The sequence below is a fragment of the Microbulbifer maximicatervae (SeqCode) genome (assembly GCF_056232625.1).
Map to the genome: position 1 here is coordinate 3,995,290 of NZ_CP174324.1, position 23,719 is coordinate 4,019,008.

19 protein-coding genes are annotated in these 23,719 nt (G+C 49.0%); 13 read left to right on the top strand and 6 right to left on the bottom strand.

The window, feature by feature from the left end; genetic code table 11:
• Positions 1–98: 98 nt before the first annotated feature.
• From ahcY to ACJJI6_RS17445, 3 genes are all read left to right on the top strand, one after another.
• Positions 99–1,475: an adenosylhomocysteinase gene (gene ahcY, locus ACJJI6_RS17435; RefSeq protein WP_369974263.1), complete on the top strand. Its 1,377-nt coding sequence runs from the start codon at positions 99–101 to the stop codon at positions 1,473–1,475.
• Positions 1,476–1,539: 64 nt separating this feature from the next.
• Positions 1,540–2,379, top strand: coding sequence for a methylenetetrahydrofolate reductase [NAD(P)H] (gene metF / locus ACJJI6_RS17440; RefSeq protein ID WP_475711402.1), 840 nt, complete (start codon positions 1,540–1,542; stop codon positions 2,377–2,379).
• A gap of 76 nt (positions 2,380–2,455) precedes the next feature.
• A complete protein-coding gene (locus tag ACJJI6_RS17445) occupies positions 2,456–3,121 on the top strand; it encodes an RluA family pseudouridine synthase (protein WP_475711404.1) in 666 nt (221 codons plus the stop codon).
• Between the two features lie 170 nt (positions 3,122–3,291).
• Here ACJJI6_RS17445 and ACJJI6_RS17450 read toward each other — a convergent pair whose 3' ends face one another.
• Positions 3,292–6,222 (bottom strand): TonB-dependent receptor plug domain-containing protein, encoded by a 2,931-nt coding sequence (locus ACJJI6_RS17450; RefSeq protein ID WP_475711406.1) that lies wholly within the window; start codon positions 6,220–6,222, stop codon positions 3,292–3,294.
• A gap of 1,091 nt (positions 6,223–7,313) precedes the next feature.
• Positions 7,314–9,668, bottom strand: coding sequence for a Tex family protein (locus tag ACJJI6_RS17455; protein ID WP_475713469.1), 2,355 nt, complete (start codon positions 9,666–9,668; stop codon positions 7,314–7,316).
• Positions 9,669–9,962: 294 nt separating this feature from the next.
• Between ACJJI6_RS17455 and ACJJI6_RS17460 the strand changes: the two genes are divergently transcribed.
• From ACJJI6_RS17460 to ACJJI6_RS17485, 6 genes are all read left to right on the top strand, one after another.
• Positions 9,963–11,213 carry an efflux RND transporter periplasmic adaptor subunit gene (locus tag ACJJI6_RS17460; protein ID WP_444911788.1) on the top strand — a complete coding sequence of 417 codons (1,251 nt, stop codon included), beginning with the start codon at positions 9,963–9,965 and terminating at the stop codon, positions 11,211–11,213.
• Positions 11,213–14,344 carry an efflux RND transporter permease subunit gene (locus ACJJI6_RS17465; protein ID WP_475711407.1) on the top strand — a complete coding sequence of 1,044 codons (3,132 nt, stop codon included), beginning with the start codon at positions 11,213–11,215 and terminating at the stop codon, positions 14,342–14,344. Before ACJJI6_RS17460 ends, ACJJI6_RS17465 begins: the two co-directional genes overlap by 1 nt.
• 131 nt (positions 14,345–14,475) lie before the next feature.
• Positions 14,476–15,222 (top strand): 16S rRNA (uracil(1498)-N(3))-methyltransferase, encoded by a 747-nt coding sequence (locus ACJJI6_RS17470; protein ID WP_282930691.1) that lies wholly within the window; start codon positions 14,476–14,478, stop codon positions 15,220–15,222.
• A 43-nt stretch (positions 15,223–15,265) separates the two neighbouring features.
• Positions 15,266–15,631: a hypothetical protein gene (locus ACJJI6_RS17475; RefSeq protein ID WP_282930692.1), complete on the top strand. Its 366-nt coding sequence runs from the start codon at positions 15,266–15,268 to the stop codon at positions 15,629–15,631.
• A 14-nt stretch (positions 15,632–15,645) separates the two neighbouring features.
• On the top strand, positions 15,646–16,293 hold the full coding sequence (locus tag ACJJI6_RS17480; protein WP_282930693.1) for an HAD family hydrolase: 648 nt from the start codon (positions 15,646–15,648) through the stop codon (positions 16,291–16,293).
• A gap of 86 nt (positions 16,294–16,379) precedes the next feature.
• Positions 16,380–16,955, top strand: coding sequence for an OmpA family protein (locus tag ACJJI6_RS17485; protein WP_475711409.1), 576 nt, complete (start codon positions 16,380–16,382; stop codon positions 16,953–16,955).
• A 43-nt stretch (positions 16,956–16,998) separates the two neighbouring features.
• Here ACJJI6_RS17485 and ACJJI6_RS17490 read toward each other — a convergent pair whose 3' ends face one another.
• Positions 16,999–18,702 carry a phytoene desaturase family protein gene (locus ACJJI6_RS17490; protein WP_413663774.1) on the bottom strand — a complete coding sequence of 568 codons (1,704 nt, stop codon included), beginning with the start codon at positions 18,700–18,702 and terminating at the stop codon, positions 16,999–17,001.
• A gap of 151 nt (positions 18,703–18,853) precedes the next feature.
• Between ACJJI6_RS17490 and ACJJI6_RS17495 the strand changes: the two genes are divergently transcribed.
• Both ACJJI6_RS17495 and map read left to right on the top strand, forming a co-directional pair.
• Positions 18,854–19,060 carry a ParD-like family protein gene (locus tag ACJJI6_RS17495; RefSeq protein WP_413663773.1) on the top strand — a complete coding sequence of 69 codons (207 nt, stop codon included), beginning with the start codon at positions 18,854–18,856 and terminating at the stop codon, positions 19,058–19,060.
• Complete coding sequence (gene map, locus ACJJI6_RS17500; RefSeq protein WP_475711411.1) at positions 19,053–19,838, top strand: type I methionyl aminopeptidase; 786 nt, start codon at positions 19,053–19,055, stop codon at positions 19,836–19,838. The genes ACJJI6_RS17495 and map overlap by 8 nt, the downstream gene beginning before the upstream one ends.
• Before the next feature lie 78 nt (positions 19,839–19,916).
• On the opposite strand, the gene ACJJI6_RS17505 is transcribed toward map, so the two are convergent.
• Positions 19,917–20,900: a right-handed parallel beta-helix repeat-containing protein gene (locus ACJJI6_RS17505; protein ID WP_475711413.1), complete on the bottom strand. Its 984-nt coding sequence runs from the start codon at positions 20,898–20,900 to the stop codon at positions 19,917–19,919.
• Positions 20,901–21,212: 312 nt separating this feature from the next.
• On the opposite strand from ACJJI6_RS17505, the gene ACJJI6_RS17510 reads away from it, so the two are divergent.
• Together ACJJI6_RS17510 and ACJJI6_RS17515 are read left to right on the top strand one after the other, a co-directional pair.
• Positions 21,213–21,461 (top strand): hypothetical protein, encoded by a 249-nt coding sequence (locus ACJJI6_RS17510; RefSeq protein ID WP_413663771.1) that lies wholly within the window; start codon positions 21,213–21,215, stop codon positions 21,459–21,461.
• Positions 21,462–21,475: 14 nt separating this feature from the next.
• Positions 21,476–22,123, top strand: coding sequence for an SOS response-associated peptidase family protein (locus tag ACJJI6_RS17515; protein ID WP_475711415.1), 648 nt, complete (start codon positions 21,476–21,478; stop codon positions 22,121–22,123).
• A 34-nt stretch (positions 22,124–22,157) separates the two neighbouring features.
• Here ACJJI6_RS17515 and ACJJI6_RS17520 read toward each other — a convergent pair whose 3' ends face one another.
• Positions 22,158–22,799, bottom strand: a complete 642-nt coding sequence (locus tag ACJJI6_RS17520) for a DUF6058 family natural product biosynthesis protein (protein ID WP_475711416.1) — start codon at positions 22,797–22,799, stop codon at positions 22,158–22,160.
• A 106-nt stretch (positions 22,800–22,905) separates the two neighbouring features.
• On the bottom strand, positions 22,906–23,703 hold the full coding sequence (locus tag ACJJI6_RS17525; protein WP_475711418.1) for a prolyl hydroxylase family protein: 798 nt from the start codon (positions 23,701–23,703) through the stop codon (positions 22,906–22,908).
• Positions 23,704–23,719 lie beyond the last annotated feature (16 nt).

Consider the following 23,719-nt stretch of genomic DNA (forward strand, 5'->3'; position numbering starts at 1 on the left):
ATAAATATTCATGCCTGCGCCAAAAGCGCGGGCACACAAAATATGCTGGGTACCACTCGGCAAGCAGATAATTTTTGGACTCAAAAACGATGAATCAAATGAGCACTGAATTTAAAGATTACAAAATCGCAGACATTTCCCTGGCCGAGTGGGGGCGCCGTGAAATTGAAATTGCAGAAGGTGAAATGCCGGCACTGATGACCCTGCGTGAGAAATACCGCGCAGAGCAGCCGCTGGCGGGTGCCCGTATCATGGGCTGTATCCACATGACAATCCAGACTGCAGTGCTGATTGAAACTCTGGTCGCACTGGGGGCTGAAGTTCGCTGGTCCTCCTGTAATATTTTCTCCACCCAGGACCACGCCGCTGCTGCCATTGCTGCGCGCGGAATCCCCGTATTTGCCTGGAAAGGTGAAACTGAAGAAGAATACGAGTGGTGCCTTGAGCGCACTATTGGTGCCGATGTTGCCGGCTGGCAACCCAATATTATTTTGGATGACGGTGGCGACCTCACCGAATTGCTGCACCGCGAATACCCGCAACTTCTCGATGCTTGCCACGGTGTGAGTGAAGAGACCACCACTGGCGTACACCGCCTGCAGGATATGCTGCGCGAAGGCACCCTGAAGATTCCTGCGATCAACGTCAATGACGCTGTGACCAAGAGCAAGAACGACAACAAATATGGCTGTCGCCACAGTCTCAACGACGCCATCAAGCGCGCCACTGACCACTTGCTCTCTGGTAAGCGAGCGCTGGTTATTGGTTACGGCGACGTAGGTAAAGGTTCCGCAGCATCCCTGCGCCAGGAAGGCATGATCGTACGAGTTTCTGAAGTGGACCCGATCTGTGCGATGCAGGCTTGTATGGACGGCTTCGAGCTGGTTTCCCCCTACATCGACGGCGTTAATACTGGTACCGCTGAGGGTATTAACAAACAGCTGCTGGCCAATACAGACCTGATCGTTACTACAACTGGCAACGTAAACGTTTGCGATGCCCACATGCTTTCCGCCCTGAAGAGTGGCGCGGTGGTTTGTAATATTGGTCACTTCGATAATGAAATCGACACCGCCTTTATGCGTGAAAACTGGGAGTGGCAGGAAGTTAAGCCGCAGGTACATAAGGTGGTTCGCAATAGCGAAACCAATGATCACTTGCTGCTGCTGTCTGAAGGCCGCCTGGTAAACCTCGGCAACGCTACTGGCCATCCGAGTCGCATCATGGATGGCTCTTTTGCCAACCAGGTTCTCGCCCAGATCCATTTGTTCAAAGAAAAGTTTGCTGACTTACCGGCAGATCAAAAAACTTCAGCGCTGTATGTAAAAGTGCTGCCCAAGCACCTGGATGAAGAAGTTGCACGCTATATGGTTGAGGGTTTTAGTGGTGTTATTACCCGTATGACCGAGCAACAAGCTAACTATATCGGTGTTTCAGTTGAAGGTCCGTTCAAACCTGAAAGTTATAAGTACTAATCACCCCTAACTAAAAGGTGCCGGTATCGCCGGCACCTGAATTGTGCGGGGTTGGAGAAATATAATGAAAGACTCCATTCGCATAAGTTTCGAATTTTTCCCTCCAAAAACGCCAGAGGGTCGCGAGAAGCTATACAAAACTCGCGAAGCGCTCCAGGCATTTAATCCTGAATTTTTTTCTGTTACCTATGGTGCTGGTGGCACCACGAGAGAGACAACGTCGAGTATTGTGACCAATATGCGGCGAGATGGTATTTCAATTGCCCCTCATTTATCGTTTGGTGGTGATAATGAAGAGACAATACTGGGTTTGTTAAATGAATATAAAGAGGCGGGGATTAATCGAATAGTTGCACTGCGTGGTGATATGCCGTCGGGCATGGGTGCAGTGGCGCAACTGGTTTATGCGAATGAATTAGTCGCCTTTATTCGTCGACATACCGGTGATCAATTTCATCTTGAAGTAGCTGCATATCCGGAGATACACCCGGAGTCGAATAGCTATGATGACGATATTCGCTATTTAAAAGGTAAATTTGAGGCAGGCGCTAATAGTGCACTAACTCAATATTTCTATAACCCAGATTCCTATTTCTACTTTATTGATCAGTGTGAGAAAGCGGGTATCGATGCACCTATTTACCCCGGTATTATGCCTATAGCTAATTTTACTAATCTTGTGCGTTTCTCTCGAAATTGTGGTGCGGAAATCCCGAGGTGGTTGGTCAAGCGTATGGAAAGTTACCGTGACCCTAAGGATATTAGAAAGCTTGGGTTAGAGGTTGTGACCGACCTCTGTGAGACCTTATTAGAGGGCGGCGCACCGGGCTTACATTTTTATACGATGAATCAGGTTGAAACTTCTACACATATTTTGCACGCCCTTGGTTTAGTGCCCAGATAGATTTGACTTGAAATAGGAAGATTTTTTGCCGTAGGGAGGGGCTAAAACTTATAGATATATTTTCAGGGCATTATTAATGCGTAAGTATAACCCTCCCACGGAGCCTTACCTTTCCGTGGTTTATGAAGATTCTTACCTACTGGTAATGGACAAGCCAAGCGGACTCCTCAGTGTACCTGGCCGGGATCCTGCCAATAGGGATAGTTTGGCAAGCAGGGTTCAAGAGCGTTACCCGGAAGCACTTACAGTACACCGCTTGGATATGGATACTTCGGGGTTATTGATAATGGCGCGAAACCCGGAAGTACATCGAAAACTCAGCATGCTCTTCCAAAATCGTGAGGTGGAGAAAACCTATTATGCGAGAGTGTGGGGCGTTCCTAAAGCAGATAGTGGTGAAATCGATTTGCCATTAATTTGTGACTGGCCCAACAGACCGAAACAAAGGGTTGATTTTAAGGTGGGAAAGCCTTCCGTAACTCATTGGGAAAAGGTATTAAATAATAAGTCGAGTAGTTTAATTCGCTTAAAACCGATTACTGGACGTTCACATCAGTTGCGGGTGCATATGCAGGAAATTGGCCACCCTATACTAGGTGATCCTTTCTATGCTAATCGAGAGGCACAGAAAATGTCTTCTAGGCTATTGTTACATTCAAGTTACCTTGAATTAATACATCCGGCACAGGGTTGTATTATGAAATTCTCCAGTAAGTTAGAAAGAGTTTTCTTCAACCGATAAAGTGCAAAGCTAAAACCTATCCATCGATATAAAAGAATTTTATTGGGGGCTTACGTCTGTGAATGATAGTTAAATTAAAGCTGTTTACACGTCTTTAATCTGCTTACTAAATTTGGTATAGAAAACGGCCCTACAAGGAATGTAGGGCCTAAAAGGTTTTTAACTATTCACTATAGTGAATAATCGTATTTGAAACCTACGTAAAAGCTACGGCCCAGAGTATTGTAGATACCAGAGCCATCACCAGTGCCAGATAGGCCTGAAGGTGGCTCTTTATCAGTAATATTATTCAGACCGCCATATACTTCAATACTTGGGAAGTTATAGCGCGCTTGAATATCATGATAACGAACACTCGGTGTTTTGTATGGATCTTGAAGATCAATACGCTCATCAGTTTCAATCAGCAGCATTTCATCAAGATAGCGGCTGCGCCAATTCACCTGAAGGTCACCATAACTATACGTTACGTTTGTGGTGTAGCTGTGCTTGGGGTCACCCAATTCGCCAGCTATCTCGTCAGGTGAGCCTGGGTCTTCCTGGAATGGGTAATCATTTCGCTCTAACACTTTTGAGCCAATCAAATTAAGTTTCACTGAGCCCCAATCAGCATCGGAGTTGAAGGGAGCTGCCAAGTCAAAGCTGTAATCTAACTGATAGTCCACCCCACGAGCTGTCAGGCTAGAAATATTAAGCAGTGTAGATGTTATGGTTATAATTTCGCTGGTATTAGGATCACGTGGGGCGAGTGAGCAATATACATTGTTAATGCTCGCACTATCGACACAGCGATCTAGAATTTCTTGACCTGCGACATTAGAAATTGCATCAGTAATTTCCATATCCCAGTAATCAACTGTAACCGCCAAGCCAGGGATAAAGCGAGGAGTTAATACCAGGCCATAGGTGACTGTTTCGGCCGTTTCTTCGTTTAACTCTGTGTTGCCACCTAGGTAACCGGGTATTGATGAGGCATCAAGTACTGAGTGATAGTCAGCGGGAATTCCAAGGTCTGCACAGCGAGCGGCTCTTTGGGCTGGATTGGCAGCATCGTCAATTTTGTCATAGCTGCAGGGATCGTCGATATTTCGAAAGAAATTCTGCCCTAGCGGCGAGAATAACTCATCGATATTGGGCGCCCTAACTGACTCGGAAGTTGTTGCGCGGAGGCGTACATCTTCGGTAATTGCCCAGTCAAGAGATGTTCCCCAGGTGGTGGTATTTCCAACCGTACTGTAATCAGAGAAGCGAGCTGAGCCATCGAAAACTAGGCTTTCTACCATCGGTAAACCAGATAATAGGGGGGCAGAGAATTCAAAGAAGACTTCAGCAACGTCATAGTCCCCAGAGGATGGAGCAAGAGCGTTCATGAAAGTTTCGCCATCCTTGATCACTTGATCGTAATCAACGTCAGAGCTTTCATCTCTGTATTCCGCGCCAAAAGCTGTACCTAGAGGGCCTGCGGGCAACTCAAAGAGCTCCCCTGTAATATTGGCTGAGAAAACTGTTTGGGTCATTTTCTCAGTTGAGCCAGTATTTTGAAGCATGAAATAATCGATAGCTTCTTGGCTATTTAACCCATAGCCAAATAGGTTGATTGGTATACAGCCATTAGCCTGTGCAGTTTCACTGCGACAAACAGTTTCGCCCGTCTCTGGGTCTACAACGGCATCAACCGCTTCAAAAAAGCGCTCGTTATGTCGATTATTTGAGTAATCAACTTCAGCATCATATTGTCCGTAGACAGCCGATAATTCATAGCTCCAGCTTCCAGCGAAATCCCCTTCGATACCTAGGACATAGCGCTGCACTTCCCGCTCAGCAACATCGCCGCGCATACCGAGGTCTGAATGGAAGCGGTTGTACCAGAAGCTATCCATGCCTGCTTCGTCAAGAAGGCCTTTCAGCTCATCTGGTACGAAGGCATTGTCAGCAGAGATAACCAGATCTCCAAAGTAATCAAATGATGGCTGACCGAAAGTTTCTGCTTTATTAATAACATATTTTGCTTCAGCGAAAAGGCGGGTATTTTTGCTGAGGTCAAAGTGCGCTTTTGTGAAAAAATTCTGAGATTCCAGGTCTGGGTACAACTGAGTAGACCGAATAAAATTCAGGCCATCGCCCCCTACAGAAGTTGTTTCACCAAGAGGTGCTTCTCCAGGATTAAAAGTTACAAATTGCCCATCATTGGTGAATGTATATGGCCCTGAGGCTAGGCTACCATAGCCTGGTATAGAGCTACCGGGAACTCCCCATACAGTGGTCAGAGGGTGGGGCCCCCAAATTACGCCTACCTCACTTAATAAATTGTTTGTGGTGTTATATACAAGAACAGAATCTGCTACACCGTCATTGGGCTCTGCATAGGGGTCATCCTGGTAGCCTGGGCGGCTCGCAATCCAAGGTCTATCTCTGCCGAAGACCTCGGCAGTCTCTGAGTGCTGAAAGCTGAAAGCGACATTACCGCGACCATCGGCAAAGTTGCTACCCCAAGTTACGCTAAATTCACTTGCTTCTCCGCCATCCAGCTCTGGCTGCATGTGATGGGCGTTAACTTTAAGGCCTTCAAAGTCGTCGCGGGTGATGAAGTTAACGACTCCCGTAACAGCATCAGCACCGTAGATGGCCGATTGACCGCCGGTAACTGTATCAACACGCAGTAATAGATCTTCAGGAATTGTATTAATATCAACTGCAGAGGTTCCAATGTGAGAACCGATATGGCGGCGACCGTCTTGCAATACTAGGGTTCTTTCGGTGCCCATTCCGCGCAAATCCAACAGATTGAGACCGGAAGTGCCAATGAAGCGGCCTGCGTTGTTGTTAGAGAAGGTTGAGCGTAGTGCCGGAAGCTCATTGAGATAGTCCCCCAGGCTGATAGCTCCACTCATTTCTATATCTTCGATAGAAACGGAAGTAACGGGGCTAGCTGTCTCAAGATTCATTCTCTTAATTCGAGACCCAGTTACTACAACCTCTTCTAGAGCCTCTGCCTCACTTGCATCAGAGCTGCTATCATTTTCTTGTGCGAAAGCGGGTGCCCCACCAATGGCAAAAATAATTGCCGCACTCAGAAAGTTCATTTTGAACTTCTGCTCCATAAAATCCTCCAAAGATCCAGTACGTAATTGTAATTTTTATTCCTGCATGTTTTTAATGCATTAATATGACTGCAGGATATAAATGATAATAACGCTATCTTGTATGAGTCTCGAGATCTTTGAGCAAAATGAATCGCCCGTCATAAATATGTAACACTTGGTAGTTTTATTGTGCTGCATATCCATTTTTTTAAGTTTTTTTTTGCGAAAAATTTTATTTAATAGGTTGTGTATTTTGAGCGGAGGTTGTCTTTTTTAAGGGTTTTAGCAGGTTAGCTAGAGTGACGTAATATGAACACATATTTGTTTGGTTGCTTTAATCAAAAATCATATGACAAACGTTAACTTTGTGACATTTGTAACTTTGTTTGAAGTTCGAGTTAAAATAGGCCCTGATAATATTTATATTTGATGATAATGCACTGGAGGCTGAGTGTAGGTCAGATACCTTGCTGTACTCTTCGTCGGGGCTTTTATTTGTATGCCATATTTCTCCGCACGTTAGCAGTAAGCGTTAATCTTGGGCCCTCTCCAGAGTAAAATTTATCTTTTGGCGTCTAATCAGCCCATTGTTTTTTACTTTATCAGACCCTATTTTGCTCCTTATTTTATTGCGAGTTGAAAATAGAGGAAGCCTCTATGTGGATATGCGCTCTTGACGTTAATCCTGTAAAAATTCTTAAAAACTTCGCTGGTTTTCCTATGGTTTGACCTAAGCAATTTCCCTTAAATAGCTGAAGTACTTGTTTCTGGGGGGCTAATGTCAATATTTGAATTACGAGTGTTTTATTTCTTAATTTACTTCAACGGTTATTTATTTAGGTTGGCTGTTTTCTGCTCTTGGGGTTGGATTTTACTTGATTGTACTCTCGGTAATTACTGGGTATAAATTAACTTTATCATTAGTGCTATTAGATTCTAGCTTGATAAGCTGTGAAGAAAGTTCAATTTTTAGTATAAGTTCTAGTTATGAGATGTATAAAGACTGGTTATTTATTTGTAGTTATTTTTTAGTTTTTATCTTGGGTAGTGAGTTGCTAGTTTCACTTTAGCAAGTTAAGGGCGACATTGTCGCCCTTAACTTGCTATATTTATTTTTTATTCTTCATCGCCGCCATCAAAATATCACCCATGCTGCCACGGCCATTACCTTGGCCCCCTTTCTGGGAGCGGTTGCCCTGCTGCTTGTTATAGCGTTGGGCTTGGCGGTTTTCGCGCTGGTCACCCTTTTTAATGCCGCCACTGCCCTGCTCACCGGGCTCATCAGATAAACGCATGGAAAGGCCGATACGCTTGCGGGCAACGTCCACCTCCATCACTTTAACCTTGACAATATCACCGGCTTTTACGACTTCGTGAGGGTCTTTAACGAACTTCTCTGAGAGTGCAGAGATATGTACCAGGCCATCCTGGTGAACACCGATATCCACAAAGGCACCAAAGTTGGTGACATTGGTAACGGTCCCCTCGAGTACCATTGCCGGGCGCAGGTCTTTTATTTCCTCTACGCCCTCTTCAAATTTGGCCGTGCGGAATTCCGGGCGCGGGTCGCGACCGGGTTTTTCCAGTTCGGCGATAATATCGGTAACGGTAGGTACACCGAATTTTTCGTCGGTATAGTCTGCTGGGTTCAGTCGGCGCAGGAAGCCGGAGTCGCCGATAAGGCTGTTAATTTCACGGCTATTTTTCTCGGCAATGCGTTTAACCACGATATAGGACTCGGGGTGCACCCCGGATTTATCCAGCGGATTTTCACCGTTATTAATACGCAGGAAGCCGGCGGCCTGTTCAAATGCCTTGGGCCCTAAGCGCGGAACTTCCATCAGTTGCTTGCGATTTTTGAAAGCGCCGTTCTGGTCGCGGTAGCTGACAATATTGTTGGCAATAGATGCAGTCAGGCCGGAAACCCGAGCCAGCAGCGGTGCAGAGGCGGAGTTCAGCTCAGCGCCGACACCGTTTACACAGTCCTCAACCACGGCGTCCAGTGAGCGGGCCAGTTGAGTCTGGGAAACGTCGTGCTGATACTGGCCAACACCAATGGATTTGGGTTCGATTTTCACCAATTCTGCCAGCGGGTCCTGCAGGCGGCGGGCGATGGAGATGGCTCCACGGATAGTCACATCAAGATCCGGGAATTCCCGCGCAGCAAATTCAGAGGCGGAGTAAACGGAAGCACCGGCTTCGTTAACCACAACTTTTTGAGCTGTCAGCTTGTATTGTTTAATGGTTTCCCCGACGAATTTGTCGGTTTCGCGGCTGGCAGTGCCGTTGCCAATGGCGATCAGGCCCACATTGTATTTATTACACAGGGCGGCAATAACCGCTGCAGACTCCTGGTGACGATTCTGTGGCGGGTTGGGGAAGATAGCGGTGTGATCGAGTATCTTGCCGGTGGCATCGACCACGGCGACTTTGACCCCGGTGCGCAGGCCCGGGTCGAGGCCGATAGTGGCCTTTTGCCCGGCCGGAGCTGCCAGCAGCAGGTCTTTCAAGTTGCGGGAGAATACCTTGATGGCCTCCTCCTCTGCTTTCTCGCGAAGCTCACCCATCAGGTCAGTTTCCAGTGCGGTCAGCAGCTTGATTCGCCAGGTCCAGCGCACCACTTCGCCGAGCCATTTGTCTGCAGGTCGTCCCTCGTCGGTGATATCCACATGGCGGGCAATCATGGCTTCGCAGGGATGGCTGGCGGTTGGGGAGGCCCCTACTTCTTCAGCGAGGCCCACACTGATGGCGAGTACGCCTTCGTTGCGGCCGCGGAAAATCGCCAGGGCGCGGTGGGAGGGCACCTTGGACCAGTCTTCGGCGTATTCAAAATAGTCGCGGAACTTGGCCCCTTCCTCTTCTTTGCCTTCGAGCAGTTTGGATTTCACCTGTCCGTCGCGCTTGAGGAATTCACGCAGCTTGCCCAGCAGCTCGGCGTCTTCGGCAAAACGTTCCATCAGGATAAATTTGGCTCCATCCAGAGCGGCTTTGATGTCTTTGACGTGAAGGGTGGCGTCTTCGTTGTCGGTGTTGAGGTATTGCTCTGCTTCAGCTGCGGGGTTGAGGGAGGGATTGTTGATCAGTGCATCGGCCAGCGGTTCCAGACCAGCCTCAATGGCGATTTGCCCTTTGGTGCGGCGCTTGGGTTTGTAGGGGAGGTAGAGGTCTTCGAGGCGATTCTTGGTGTCGGCACTGTTAATTTGTTGTGACAACTCTGGAGTCAGCTTGCCCTGCTCATCAATGCTCTTCAGGATGGCAGCGCGGCGCTCTTCCAGTTCGCGCAGATAGCGCAGTCGGTCTTCCAAGGTGCGCAGCTGGGTGTCGTCCAGGGCCCCTGTCACTTCTTTCCGGTAGCGCGCAATAAATGGGACTGTGGCTCCTTCATCGAGCAGGGATACTGCGGCGGTAACTTGTTGTGGTCTGACATTGAGTTCTTCGGCGATGCGAACGTTGATATCCAGCATTTGATGTTTACATCCGTTTTCCGGGAAATTTCGTACCGTTAAGGGCGATGTTGGACCAGTAAGTAGCCTTTCAGTTTCCGTGGTATTTGGCGGGTAAACGAGAGGGCCCTTACAGGAGTAATTTTGGGTTGGCATTATGCGTTACCCGAGCGCAGCGAGGAAGGTTTGCGGCAGGACACAAACTTGTGCGGCAGTCTGCATCCAAATTGCCTCTTATGTGCGTCGAACTCCAGTAGAATGCGTACTAACTAAAATTTGACCAATTCAGGTCAGGGAACGGGGTAGAGGGTACCTGTGAAAGTCTCGAGTAAAAACAAGCTGTTATTCATTGTATTGTTAGTCGGGGTGGCTGTTATTGCTGCGGTGGTTGTATTGAAACCGAAGCCGGAGGAAAAACCGCCAGAGGTGGTGGTACCGCCAATGGCCGATGTTCTCTATATAGAACCCCGTCGCCAGACACTATTGGTACCCAGCCAGGGAACCGTTCATGCCCGCCATGAAATTGATGTGATCGCGCGAGTCGGCGGTGTGATAGAAAGCGTGGATGAGGCATTTGTTCCCGGTGGCTTCTTCAATAAAGACGCCCGTTTATTACAGCTTGAGCAAGCAGACTATCGCTACCAGGTCACTCGCGCAGAATCGCAACTGGCAAATGCCAAGTCCGCCCTGGCTCAAGAGCAGGGCCATGCCAAGCAAGCTAAGCGCGAGTGGCGTGACCTGGGATCTGAAGCGGCCAATGCCCTGTTCCTGCGCAAACCCCATCTCGAAGCTGCCCAGGCCGCAGTGGAAGCCGCGAGAGCTGACCGCGACCAGGCCAAGCTGGATTTGGAGCGCACATCACTCAAAGCCCCCTTTGCTGGTCGTGTAGTTGAGACTTTTGTCGACCTGGGACAGTACATTACCCCCGGCACCCCTCTGGCAAAAATTCACAGCACCGGTATCGCTGAAGTCCGCCTCCCTCTGACCGACCAGCAACTGGCGTTGCTCGATCTTCCCCTGGGTAAAACTATTGAGAATGGCCCCGCTGTGCGTCTGAAAGCTGTTGTTGCTGGACGTGAACACGAGTGGCGTGCGCAATTGGTGCGAACCGAAGCGAGTATCGATCCCAACAGCCGCTTTATTTTTGCTGTTGCCCAGGTACAGAAGCCCTATGAAGGGGATGTACCGCTGATGAATGGCCTGTTTGTTGAGGCAGATATTGCCGGTAGAACCTTTGATGATGTTGTGGAGCTGCCCCGTCAGGCACTACATGAAGGAGATCACTTGTTGGTTCTGAATGACGAGAGCCAGCTGATCTACAAAACTGTTGAGCTGTTACAAACCATCGGTGACAGAATCTGGCTCCGCGGGGATATTGCTATGGGTGACCGAGTGATTGTTTCAAGCTTGGGCTACTCCCGTGAGGGTATGGTACTTACCGCTAACCCCCTCAATGAGCGGCCAGCGGGCCTGGGGAGTCTTCCTGAGGATTCAGCAGATCCCTCTACAGTATCCGCTGCTGGTGATGCCGGTGGTGTTAGCAATGCTTCCCAGGGAGGCAAGTGATGAGCGGAATCATCCCGTGGTTTGCGCGCAATAGCAAAGCCGCAAACCTGCTGATGATTATGATAATCATCGGCGGAATCTTTGGCCTTATGAGTATCGACCGGGAGGTGTTTCCCACGCTGCAGCTGGGAATTGTAGAGGTTAACATCTCTTACCCTGGCGCCGGTCCGGCAGAGGTGGAGCAGCAGGTAACCGTTCGGGTTGAGGAGGCTATCTCTGAAGTAAAGGGTATTAAGGAGGTAAATTCTGCTTCCCGACGGGGTAGTGCCTCTATTGAAATCCAGGCGATGGATGGCTACGACGAGCTGCGATTGCTCAACGATATTAAGGTTCAGGTGGATAGTATCAACACCTTTCCCGACGGTATTGAGCGTCCCGTTATTCGCTTGATTGAAGCCAACGCCGAGTTAATGATGATCGCCATCGGTGGGCCAGTCTCTGAGCGTCAGCTCAAGGAAACCACCCTGGATTTGCGCGATAAGCTCAACCTGATTTCCGGTGTGCGCAGAGTTGATGTTTGGGGTGATCGACCAGACGAGTTATCCATTGAAGTTTCCGAGCTGGATTTACGTCGCTACAACCTGAGCTTTAATCAGGTTGCCGACGCGGTGCGCCGCTCCTCCCTGGATTTGCCTGCCGGCATGGTGCGCTCGGACCGCGGTGATATTCAGGTGCAAACTCGTGGCCAGGCCTATACCGCCGGAGACTTCGAGCGTATCCCCGTAGTTAGCCGTGCCGATGGCTCTGTATTGTTGCTGCGCGATGTAGCGACAGTGCGTGATGGCTTTGAGGAATACAACAACGTTATTCGCTTTAATGGCAATCCAGCCATGAACCTTCGCATTATTCAGGGCGAGCCCCTGGATGTGGTGAAAACCGCTGAGCGAATAAAAGCGTTCCTGGAGGAGACTCGCGAGCAATTGCCACCGGGCATGGAACTGGATGTCTGGTTCGACTTCTCCAAGGCATTTGAAGGCCGCATGAATCTGCTGACTACCAATGCCCTGAGCGGTTTTGCCATGGTGTTTGTCATGCTGATGCTGTTCCTGCGCCCGGCACTGGCCATGTGGGTAACCGTGGGCATTGTTGTCGCTTTCCTGGGTGCTTTCTGGCTGTTGCCGGTGACCGGCGTCAGCCTAAATATGCTGTCATTGTTCGCCTTCCTGTTAATACTCGGGATTGTGGTGGACGATGCCATCATTGTGGGGGAGGCAGTGCATGCTGCCCACGATAGAGGTGAATCTGGCTTAGCTGCAGCTGAGCAAGGGGTGAAGCAGGTAGCTTCCCCGGTAATTTTCGCCGTGACCTCCACCATGGTGTTCTTTATCCCCATGCTGTTCCTACCCGGCGTTACCGCACAGATGATGCTGGCCCTGCCGGTGGTGGTACTGCTGTGTCTGGTCTTTTCCCTGGTGGAATCCCTGTTGATTCTGCCGGCTCACTTGGTGGGTATGAAGCCAGAGAAACCTGCCAAATCGACTTTGGGAATTAAATTACAAAACGTACGTAGAAGTTTTGCCGGTGCGATGAAGACGGCCGGAGATAAGTACTACCTACCTTTACTGGAAAAGTCCCTTAGCAATAGCCGCACCACAGTGATGAGCTTTATGTTGGCACTGGGTTTGTCGATCGCTGTTTTCCAGAGTGGTTATGTGGGCTCTTCATTCTCACCCCAGGTCCCCTCTGATTTATTGCAATTGCGAATTTCTATGGCCTCAGGTGAACCCTTCAGTGAAGCTGAACGAGTAATGGAGCAGGTACTCACCGCCGCTGATAAGTTGGAGTCCGATGAGGGAATGCTGGAGCAGAACAGGGGTGAGTCTTTCTTGCAGAACTCCCTGGTTTTCAATTGGCGTGGCAACATTTATGTAACCTTGCAGCTCACCGATGGAGAGATGCGCGATGTCACCTCCGAGTCTTTAGCGTTGCGCTGGCGCGAATTGATTGGTGAGTTACCGGCTAGCGTCGAGGATATGAATATTGATGCGAGCATCAACAATAGCAGTAATGGTATGAGCCTGAACCTGAGCACAGCCTCAGGGGATATGGGTGAGCTGCGCGCTGCTGCTGATTTGGTTAAGGAAAAACTGGATAGTTATGTCGGTGTTTATGATGTGCGGGATAACCTGACCAGTGCCCGTCGCGATATTGAGATCCAGCTGAAACCCTATGCCACTACGATGGGTATTAACTTGGCAGACGTGGCCAGGCAGGTTCGTCAGGGTTTCTACGGTGAGGAGGTTCAACGTATCCCACGTGGTCGTGAGGATGTTCGCGTAATGGTTCGCTACCCCATGGAGGAGCGCGCCAGCGAAGAGCAGATGGACCGAATCCGCATTCGCACCAACGATGGGGAAGTACCTTTCTCAGCGGTGGCCGAGGCAGTTTACGTGCCGGGCTATACCACGATTCGCCGCAACGATCGCGAGCGCACCGTGCGGGTATTTGCCGAAATAACGCCGAATACTTCCAGTGCGCAGGATATCCTTAAGGATATGCGCGAGACCCTGGTACCAGAGCTGGAGCGCCAGTTCCCCGGTTTCTCCCTGAGAACCGCTGGGGAAATGCAGGAAGAGGAAGAGTTTAACGGTGCTATCCTGGCCTTCTTCGTATTGTCCCTGTTCGGCATTTATGCGCTGCTGGCGATTGCTTTCCGCTCCTACTCTCAGCCGTTGCTGATCCTTACTGCTGTGCCGTTTGGGTTCTTCGGTGCTTTGGTTGGCCACCTGTTGATGGGACACAACATCAGCATTATGTCGATGCTCGGCTTCCTCGCAGCGGCGGGCGTGGTTGTGAACGATAACCTGGTATTGATGGATCGTATTAATCAGCTGCGCGCTCAGGGTATGGCGGTGATGGATGCGGTAGTACACGCGGGCCGGGATCGCTTCCGCCCGATTATCCTGACCTCGATTACTACCTTTATCGGTCTGGTACCGATTATGTTCGAGCGTTCAATCCAGGCCCAGTTCCTGATCCCGATGGTGATCAGCCTGGCATTCGGTGTTCTGTTTGCAACGGCAGTGACTTTGATCTTGGTCCCCAACCTGTACAAAGTTATTGAGAAGTTACGCCCGAAGCACAAAGTTGCAGTAGAAGACGATACCCCGGTCTCATTGGAGACTGTGTAGCGCAGGTATCCAGGTGCAATGGTGAATTGCCTTCATCATTGCGCCTTTGGGGTATAAATGCCTAAACTAACTGCCAGCAAAATGCCGACATTCCTGTCGGCTTTTTTATGGTGTTTGAATAGGATTCTCCCATGCGCATCCCGCGTATTTTTTCCAAGCAGCCTCTGGCTTCCGATCAAGAAGTAGACCTGGATGAGCTGGCTTCCCGTCACCTGGTAAAAGTACTTCGCTTGAATGCAGGCCATCCCTTAGTGCTTTTTGACGGCAATGGTGGTGAGTACACGGCGGAGTTGATCGAGACCGGCAAACGAGCGCGCGCACGCACGGGAGAGTACTGTGCAGAGGATCGCCAGTCACCGTTGGCACTGACCCTGGCGATCGGTATTTCCCGTGGCGATCGCTTCGATTGGGTGATACAGAAAGCCACTGAGCTGGGAGTGGCGGCGATACAGCCGCTGTTTACCGAACGTTGTGAAGTGAAGCTGTCCGGGGACCGCTTACAGAAAAAACTGGGTCACTGGCGCCAGATTGCTATCAGTGCCTGTGAGCAGTGTGAGCGCAACCGGGTGCCGGAGATTGCCGAACCGATAAAGCTGGCGCAGTATTTACAGAGTGAATCTGCTGAAGCTGAGCCCCAAGCCAAGTTGGTACTGCATCACCGCACCGAGCTGGATCTGCGCCAATGGCAGGCGGAGCGCGGTACACCGGAATCCGCCCTGCTACTGGTAGGTCCAGAAGGCGGGCTATCGCAGGTGGAAATCGATGCGGCACTGGCGCAGGATTTTATGCCTCTGCGCTTGGGACCAAGGGTGATGCGCACTGAGACAGCGCCGATAGCAGCATTGTCGGTATTGCAATTTCAATGGGGTGACTTGTAGTCGCTGAAGGAATGGACTCGAGAGTATTCAGGGAGAGAAGAGCATGATAAAAGCATTTATCTGGTTGTTGGGCATTGTCATCGTTGTGTTATCACTGGCGATTATTGCCAAGCCGAAACTGGCACAAAGCCTCAGCGAACGGCTTAACGAAACCGGCTATGCCCTCTCCGCCTGGGCGCGAATTATTATTGGCCTGATCCTTTTACTAATTGCAGACACTCGCCACTGGTATATTTTGTTCAATGCCCTCGGTGTACTGGTGCTATTGAGTGGTGCCTATATGCTGCAAATTGGTTTTGAGCGGGGCAAAGAATTAGCGGTTAAAATTTCCCGTGGCAATGAAAATTTCCTGCGTATTAGCGGCGTCATCGGTGTCATCCTCGGCCTGATGCTGCTCTCTGCGCGTTAACGATGTAGGTTCCCATGTCTTCTACCGATTTAATTATTTTTGACTGTGATGGTGTGCTGGTAGACAGCGAGAGCATCGTCTGTCGCATATTGGCAGAAGAAATGAATCGCCTGGGCTTGCAGACCACCGCCGAGGAACTGGACGAGCAATTCAGCGGTCGCCCGGCCAGGGACTGCTTGGTGGAAATCGAGAAGCGCTTTGGCGGACCACTACCGGATAATTATTTTGGCAATACGGAGCGGCGTATCCGCGAGGCTTTCCAGCAGGAATTACAGCCGGTTGTGGGTATTGAAGGCCTGCTCGACCAACTGCAACAGCTGGGTCTGCGCAGCTGCGTGGCCTCCTCGGGCTCTCACCAGAAAATGCAGCTGACACTGAATAAGACCGGCTTGTACGATTATTTCGACGGGCGTATTTTCAGTGCCGACGATGTATCCCGGGGCAAGCCCTGGCCAGAGCTGTTCCTGCACGCGGCAGATGCCATGGGGGTGGCACCGGAGCGCTGTCTAGTGGTGGAGGACTCCATTGCCGGTGTCTCTGCGGCCGTCTCTGCAGGTATGCGCGTGGTTGGCTACAGCGCTCACCCAGTGCGGGGCCCCCAGCTGGAACAGCAGGGTGCCCGGGTAGTCACAGATATGATGGCAGTTCTCAACTTTATTTAATGGCCACAGCGGCCGGGGCTTCCGGTTGATCAGCGCTTTTGCTGTTCTACACTGAATTTGACGTCGAGAAACCGGAAGCTGTACCTATGGCGGGTAAATTCTTGTCTGCCAATTGCCTATTCTTATTGGCCTTTACTCTGGTGGGCTGTGACCAGTCCGAATCCCCAAAGAAATATACGCTCGAGCCTGTCGATGGAATACAGTCAGGTGACAGTGAGAAGACTGCCCGAAAAGCGGCCCCCTTTGCCGATGAGCTGGTGAGGTTTTTACGGGGAAATAATCGGTCCATCGGAGACACGTTCCGCCTGCGCCTGGAGTTCGATCCCGGCGGTTTTGCCCCCCGCATAGAAACCATTGCCGATCTGGAAGCCTTGCTGGTGATCATGCGCGATTTTTCAGAGATGCGAATCTCCATTGAGGGGCATACAGACAGTGGCGGCGATGCGAAGAAGAATCTCAGCCTGTCCCAGCGCAGAGCAGATTGGGTAAAGCATTTCCTGATAGAGCGGGGCGTCTCCGCTGACCGTATGGAAGCCCAGGGCTACGGCGATACTGATCCGATTGCGGATAATGAGACAGAGAAAGGCAAGCGGGAGAACCGCCGCCTGATGATCCGGGTACTAAATTTTGATCGTGTTCCCAGCAATCTGCCGAGGCGCTAACCCCGAACAGCTTGCAGGTGAAGAGCTAGCTTAGGATAGTGTCTCAGCTAGAGGCATTACCCAGTTCCTCACTGGAATTTACCGGCGCTTTTGGGGCTTGGTTGGAAAATATTTTCTTCATCAACTTTCCGGTTTGACGCAGTCCAATAATACTCTGCGCCGTGAGCATACCGGAGATCATTGCACCGGCTACGCCGCAGCTCATCACATCCTGCCCTGTAAGGTAGAGCCCTTTGACTCGGCTTTTGGGTCTTAGCCAGGATTGCTCAAAGCGGTTGGGATCGTGATCCAGTCCGTAGATTTCACCCCGTGGATAGAAGCAGAAATAATCCGTGGATAACGGGGTTGAAAGCTCGTAGTAATCAATTTCCCCACGCAACTGCGGCATATGCTTATACAAATGCTCCAGTAGGCGCTGGCTAAATGCCTCCTTCAGGTCCTCGTAATCATCTCCCCGCTTGCCCCAAGGCTTGTCGTGCCACTGGGCAAACCAATCGTAGTTGGCCGGTGCCACAATTTCGATGGTGGCGCGGCCCGGGTAGCGCTGGGTAAAGGTGGGGTCTTTCGCAGACGGGAACGAAATATAGACTAGCGGTATTTCCTTATCCTGATCGTCGATAAAGGCCTGCATATCCTCTTCGTACTGATCGCTGGAATAGATCCAGTAATTGGTCTTGGGCAGGTTTAATTCTTCCGCAGTTTTCTCCAAGCCAATATACAGACACAGGTGAGACATGGAGCGGTTGACGGTGTCCAGGTCGCGGATATATCCCATGCGCTCACTGGTACTGCGCGGTAACAGCTTCTCGAAGGTATTAAATACCCCTGCGCCGGAGACAACTAATGGTGCTTCGATTTCATGTCCGTCAGACATTCTTACACCGCGAACCTGATCCCCATTCATCAGGATGGTTTCCACCTTGGCATAGGTAAATACATCTCCACCACTGGCCTGGATTTGGGGAATAATCGTTTCGGAGATTTTGCTGGCGCCACCGACAGGATAGTAACCGCCATAGAGATAATGTTTGGCGATCAGAGCGTGAATAATAAAGCTGCCCTCGGATGGGGTCATGCCATTATCACCCCACTGCCCTGTCAGCACAGAGATCAGCTTTTCATTGCTGGTGATTCCACTGAGAACTTCGCGGGTGGTTTTATTGAGCCAGGCGGGTTCGCGCAGCTTTCTCCACAGGCGAATAAAAGGTCCGCACCAGGAGGGCAGCATTTTTTCCATTGCCAGTCGCTGCATGGCTTTGGCAACCACATTCAGCCGCTGCAGATACTCCTCGATATTCGCGCGCTCATCGGGGAAGTGACTGACCAACTCATCGATAAATTGCTGGCGGCCGGCTTTCAGGTCGTATTGTTTATCGCCAATACAGATGCGGTCATAGGTGCTGTCCATTGGCGCCCAGTGCAACTGGTTATTGGAAATAAAGTCGAAGATCTTGCGGGTCATGGTGGGGTGTTCGCCCACATCGCCGATATAGTGGACGCCGACATCCCACTCATAACCATTGCGGTCATAGGCGTGGGTGTATCCCCCGGCAGTGTAGTGTTGCTCAAGGACAAGTGCTTTCTTGCCCATGGCACTGAGCATCGCAGCACAAGTCAGACCGCCAATGCCTGAGCCAATGATAATGGCGTCGTAATTGCCTTCTAGGCGACTCGGGCGATAGCGCCGACCAATACGCAGCCGGCTTGGTTTTGGGGCACTGCGCTTCTTCTCGGGGGTCTCTGTCATGATGGCCTCGCCACTATTGTTTTTATTCCTCAACCATAGCGCCCCCTATCGAGCTATGCAATAAGTTGCATATTAATATTCTGTATATCTATTGTGCGCTTTTATATGTAACGTATACAATTTGTATATAAAGCATATCAAGGTAATAGTTATGGGCATCGTCAAGATATCCGATGAGCTACACGATGAGATTCGCAAGGCCAGTACGGTGATGGCCCGTTCAATTAATTCCCAGGCGGAGTACTGGATCAAGATTGGGATGCTGGCGGAGCTGAACCCGGAATTAAGCTACAGCGACTTGTGTAAGAAGTTGCTGCGTAATCAGGCATTAACCCTGGAAGAGCTGACACGTGAGTGAAATAAAAATAAAGACTCCTGATGAGCAGGATTTAATGCGCCAATCGGGTCAATTGTTGAGCCGCGTATTTGCCATGCTGGACTCCTTTATTGAACCGGGGGTCTCGACAATGCAAATTAATGAGCGGGTAGAAGAATTTATTGTCAATGAACTCAATGCCCGCCCCGCCAGCAAGGGGCAATATGATTATCCTTACGCCCTGAACACCTCAGTCAATGAAGTAGTCTGTCACGGCATGCCGAGTGATAAGCAGCTACTGCGGGAGGGAGATATCATCAATGTGGATATTACCTTGGAGAAATCTGGCTATATCGCGGATTCCAGCAAAATGTATAGCATCGGTACCGTGACCCCTATTGCCAGAAAATTGGTAACCACCTGCTATGAAGCTATGTGGGCCGGTATTGCCACGGTAAAGCCGGGAGTTACTTTTGGTGATATCGGCAATGCAATCCAGCGCCATACCGAGCGCAACGGCTTCAGTGTCGTACGGGAATATTGTGGCCACGGTATTGGCCGGGAGATGCACGAGGCCCCGCAGGTTCTTCACTTTGGGCGGCCTGGTTCCGGTGAAGTTTTGCAGGAGGGAATGACATTTACCATTGAGCCCATGATCAATCAGGGAAATCGTAAAACTAAACTTAAGAAAGATGGCTGGACTGTAGTAACTAAGGATAAAAAGCTATCTGCTCAATGGGAGCATACGATTTTGGTAACCGGTGACGGTTATGAAGTATTAACGCTAAGGGATGAAGAACGAGTTTCTGGAGTTAAATAGTGATTGATGATGAGCTTTAGATAAATAACGGTGGATAGCGAGGTAGCAGATATCCTCACTATCCATTTTTTGCTTAGTTTATTTTAGGCAGCTAGGGTTTGCCGTATCAAAAGTATTCAGTCTCCAGGTATTAGGACCAGTGCAATCACCGGGGTCACTCTCATCCTCTAAATCGAAGGAATTGAGATCAGAGTTGTCCTGGGATATGTTATCAATAATTTTATTGAGTTCACTATTATCGTCAAGTATACCAATACCACCTCCTGAATTTTTCTCTACTGTATTTTGTGTGATCACCGTATTAGAGGTTTGGCGTACAGGAATACCCCAGTTGAAATTAGAGGTAATATGATTTTGTGAAATGATGGAGAAGTCGGCATTATCGTCCTCATTACCCCCCCCTACGGCAATTCCATTAGAAACAGTAGAAATAGTATTTGAAAATGCATTGGTGAATTGTCCATTTACTTCGATACCTTCACCAAGGTAGCCACTTATGTCGTTATGGCTGATATTATTAAAAACCCCATTCAGCTTGATGCCATCACTATCAGGCAGTCCGCCTGCAATAAAATTTTGGGTTACTGTATTAAAGTCCCCTTGAATATCTATGCCATCGCCGGTACTAGGTACACTTCCGATAAGAGTATTGTCTTTCACTACGGTGTGATTGGTTTCTATATAAATTATGTCGTCATAACTATCTTCAATCATCATAGAGTAAATGCTATGTGATCCATTCCCTTTGGCCACAATGCCTTTTGTGCAGGCGAAAATCATCCCATTATATAATTGTGCACTAGTTCCGCTGAGCAGAATGCCTGTACCTGACTGACTAGAGTCAGCGCCAACACAGGTTATGCGATAGCCATTCATGTCAAGTGAGCCCGATGGCCCTTCCACAGTTAAAACGACTTGATCTGCGTCTGTTACCTCACAGATAAGCTCCTCTGTCAGCGTGGTTGGAGCAGTAATAGTATCGCCACACTCAACTGCTTTTGCGAAAAGTGGAATAAAAAATCCTAAGAATATAGTAGTTGCATAAACGTGATGTATTTTCATAGTGCGAACCTATTGGGCGTTATAATTTCCATGCTATCTATAGTGTTCAGCATGCATATTTTGTACAACCTAGAGAACTTTATTTCTTTTGAATAATACATAATTGAAATTTATTTTTTACTAGTTATAAGGATTTAAAATTTAATAAGCTATTAATGGATTAATGCGCCAGAGACTCATTTATGTCCTCATAAGGTAAAATGTATTTTTTCCGAATAGTGAAAGTGGTGGCGTTAATTTATTGTCTCCTTGACAGATCCACAGGAAACCAAGATATACTGTATTTTTATACAGTATATTGAGTGGTTGATTATGCGCCCCAGAGTTATAGTTTTTGATAGTGAGCCGATTCGTATCTGCCGCTATCGATCCAGTTACGACAACCGCCCTATGTACGCGATTAGTATTTTGAACTATGAAAAGTACGTACGTCGGTTTTCTGTTGCTGTGGGAGTGGATTTACGCAAGGAATTGGAGTTAACCTTGTGCCAGATGAGAGGGATTGAGAGTAATTTAAGGTGGCTGTCCGAATATACTGAAAAAACCAGTTCAGCGGGATAAGTGGGAGGCTCTGGGTGTGTAGTGTCTTTGATGTCAGTGATCATGCGGGTATGGAGCGTTTTCTCGATACCTATGGCATTCGGGGTGCCGGACATATGATTTACGGTAGACGCCGGAGGCCCACCCAGCAGGTGTCTATTGTAACTACTCGGAAGGGTTCTGCTGAAATAGAAAATGCCATTTGGCATCTCTATCTTGAAAGGCATGGTGATACTTGGCGGCCCCATAAAAAATACTGGTCCATCAACAGTAATTGGAAGAAACTGGACTCCAGACCGGAATATCGCAAGTCCCGTTGCTTAATACCCGCTACCGCCTGGGTGGAAAGCCAAGGTGGCAAGTACCCGGTAGAATTCAGTTATGGTGAACCTTTTTTCTTTTGTGGTTTGTATAAAATCTGGGGAAATTTACTCAGTTGCTCAATCATTACTTTGGACTCCCACCCAGCCACTAAGCGCTACCATGAAAAGTCACTTCCCATGATTGCGCCCAATCGCCCAGATTTTGTAGAGTCCTGGTTAAATTGTACGGGGTTGACAGAAGATTTTGGCCCATTCCTGAAACCGTCCGTTGAGTATTCGGGGAAAATACTTACAGCTCATCCTTTGCTGAGGGCAACTTCTACGGAGTATATCGGGGACCCTATCCCCGTAATTGAGTAATTATTTGCCCTGGGATATTGGTGTATAGAAAAATTTATATTGCACAACCTAAATTGTACTCCCGGCGTGGTATATCAATTAGCTTCGTTCTTGAACTTATACTTCTTTCGTGAGGTGCAAAATATGCGCTGGTTTCATCTAGAAGATCTACAAAGCGACTAAGCCGATATATTTGTCTTTGGTTTAAATTATCTTGAGCAAGAAGTGCATTGATTTCTGTACTAGCCAGCTCCTTTGCTGCTATATCTTCTGGCAGGCCACTGCGAGTACATAATCCATAAGTCCCCTCAATAAAGTGTTGCCATTCCTCTTCGATATGTTGAGAAATTCCGGATGAAAATTTTGGGTTGCTGGATTCGTATTCTAAATTTCGCAATTGAGCTATTTTAGCCATATATCGATTAGCAAAGCACTGATAAATAGAGTTAAAGTCTTGCTTAGCCTCTATGATACCAATCCAGCTGGCGTAGCCTTTTACAAAGTACTCAACTGCCTGTTTTTCGGAATGGGGTCCAAAAAAGGATTCACAGTCCCATTGAATATTGAGCTTATAGGAGGGCTTTGGCATAACACCCTCATCCTGGTAGCGCTGCAATTGTAGTTCGCTGATTTGAGTAGCCTGAATAAGCTGTTCTTTGGTCAGGAAGTGTTTATCCAGATAATTAAGCAATTCCACTGAATGTGCTCCAAGGTAGAAATCGAATGAAATTCTAGCGCCTGGAGCACTTAATACTTCGATGTGAGCCGAAGCATCTCTTCCCTTTTAACAGGTCTTGGAGAAGTTATTCCTGCAGGAAGAGAATATCCGTTCTAATAATATATTTGATTCCTCGGGTGATTGGAGTAGAGCTGTGAATTCTGTGTAAGGGATGCATTCCATGAGGGAAGCACAGTACGGCTCCGGCAGGTGTGCGGACATCGATGTCTAATAAAGAGTCCCGACTGGGTTGTTTTAGGGGGGCATCTGCATTCACCCTGAATCGGGTTGCACCACCTTCAAAATCTTCACTCAGCAGTATTAAAAACGTCATTTCACTATAGCGATCGGGGTAGCCATTGGTGATCAACTGGTTGTTGTCAATGCGGCTACCGGGCCAGGCGCCATCGGTGTGGAACTGGAAGAAATCTCCCTCACCATAGCGATAAAAGCGGAAACGCCGATTGATGCCAATAGCTTCTCTTCCACCAAAGTAACCATTTAAGTCCTGCGCCAGGTCTCGGCATCGCTGCCAGATCTGCCGCTCTGTAACCTCGTCAACCACCCAGGTCAGGTTGTCGTTATGGCGGACCTCCCGGGGCAGGGAGACGGCTGCATCCGGTAAATAACCCACCGCTTCAGTGATATCAATCAGCCGTTGGCACTCGTCTTTTGAAAAGACATTGAGCAATTGGAAGGCTCCGGGTACCTCGGCGATATCTCGTCGTGAAACCGGTTGCGGTGCTTGCTCGGCCAGCGCCGCCGGGTTTTTACTGCGTGTAGCCCAGGTGGGTAGAGCCGGGTGTTCTGCTCCGGGTTCGCGGGCGATAACAAAGAAGTCATCCAAGTGGGTGACAGTATCAATACTTTCAGTCGTGGACATCTGCTGTACTTCTATA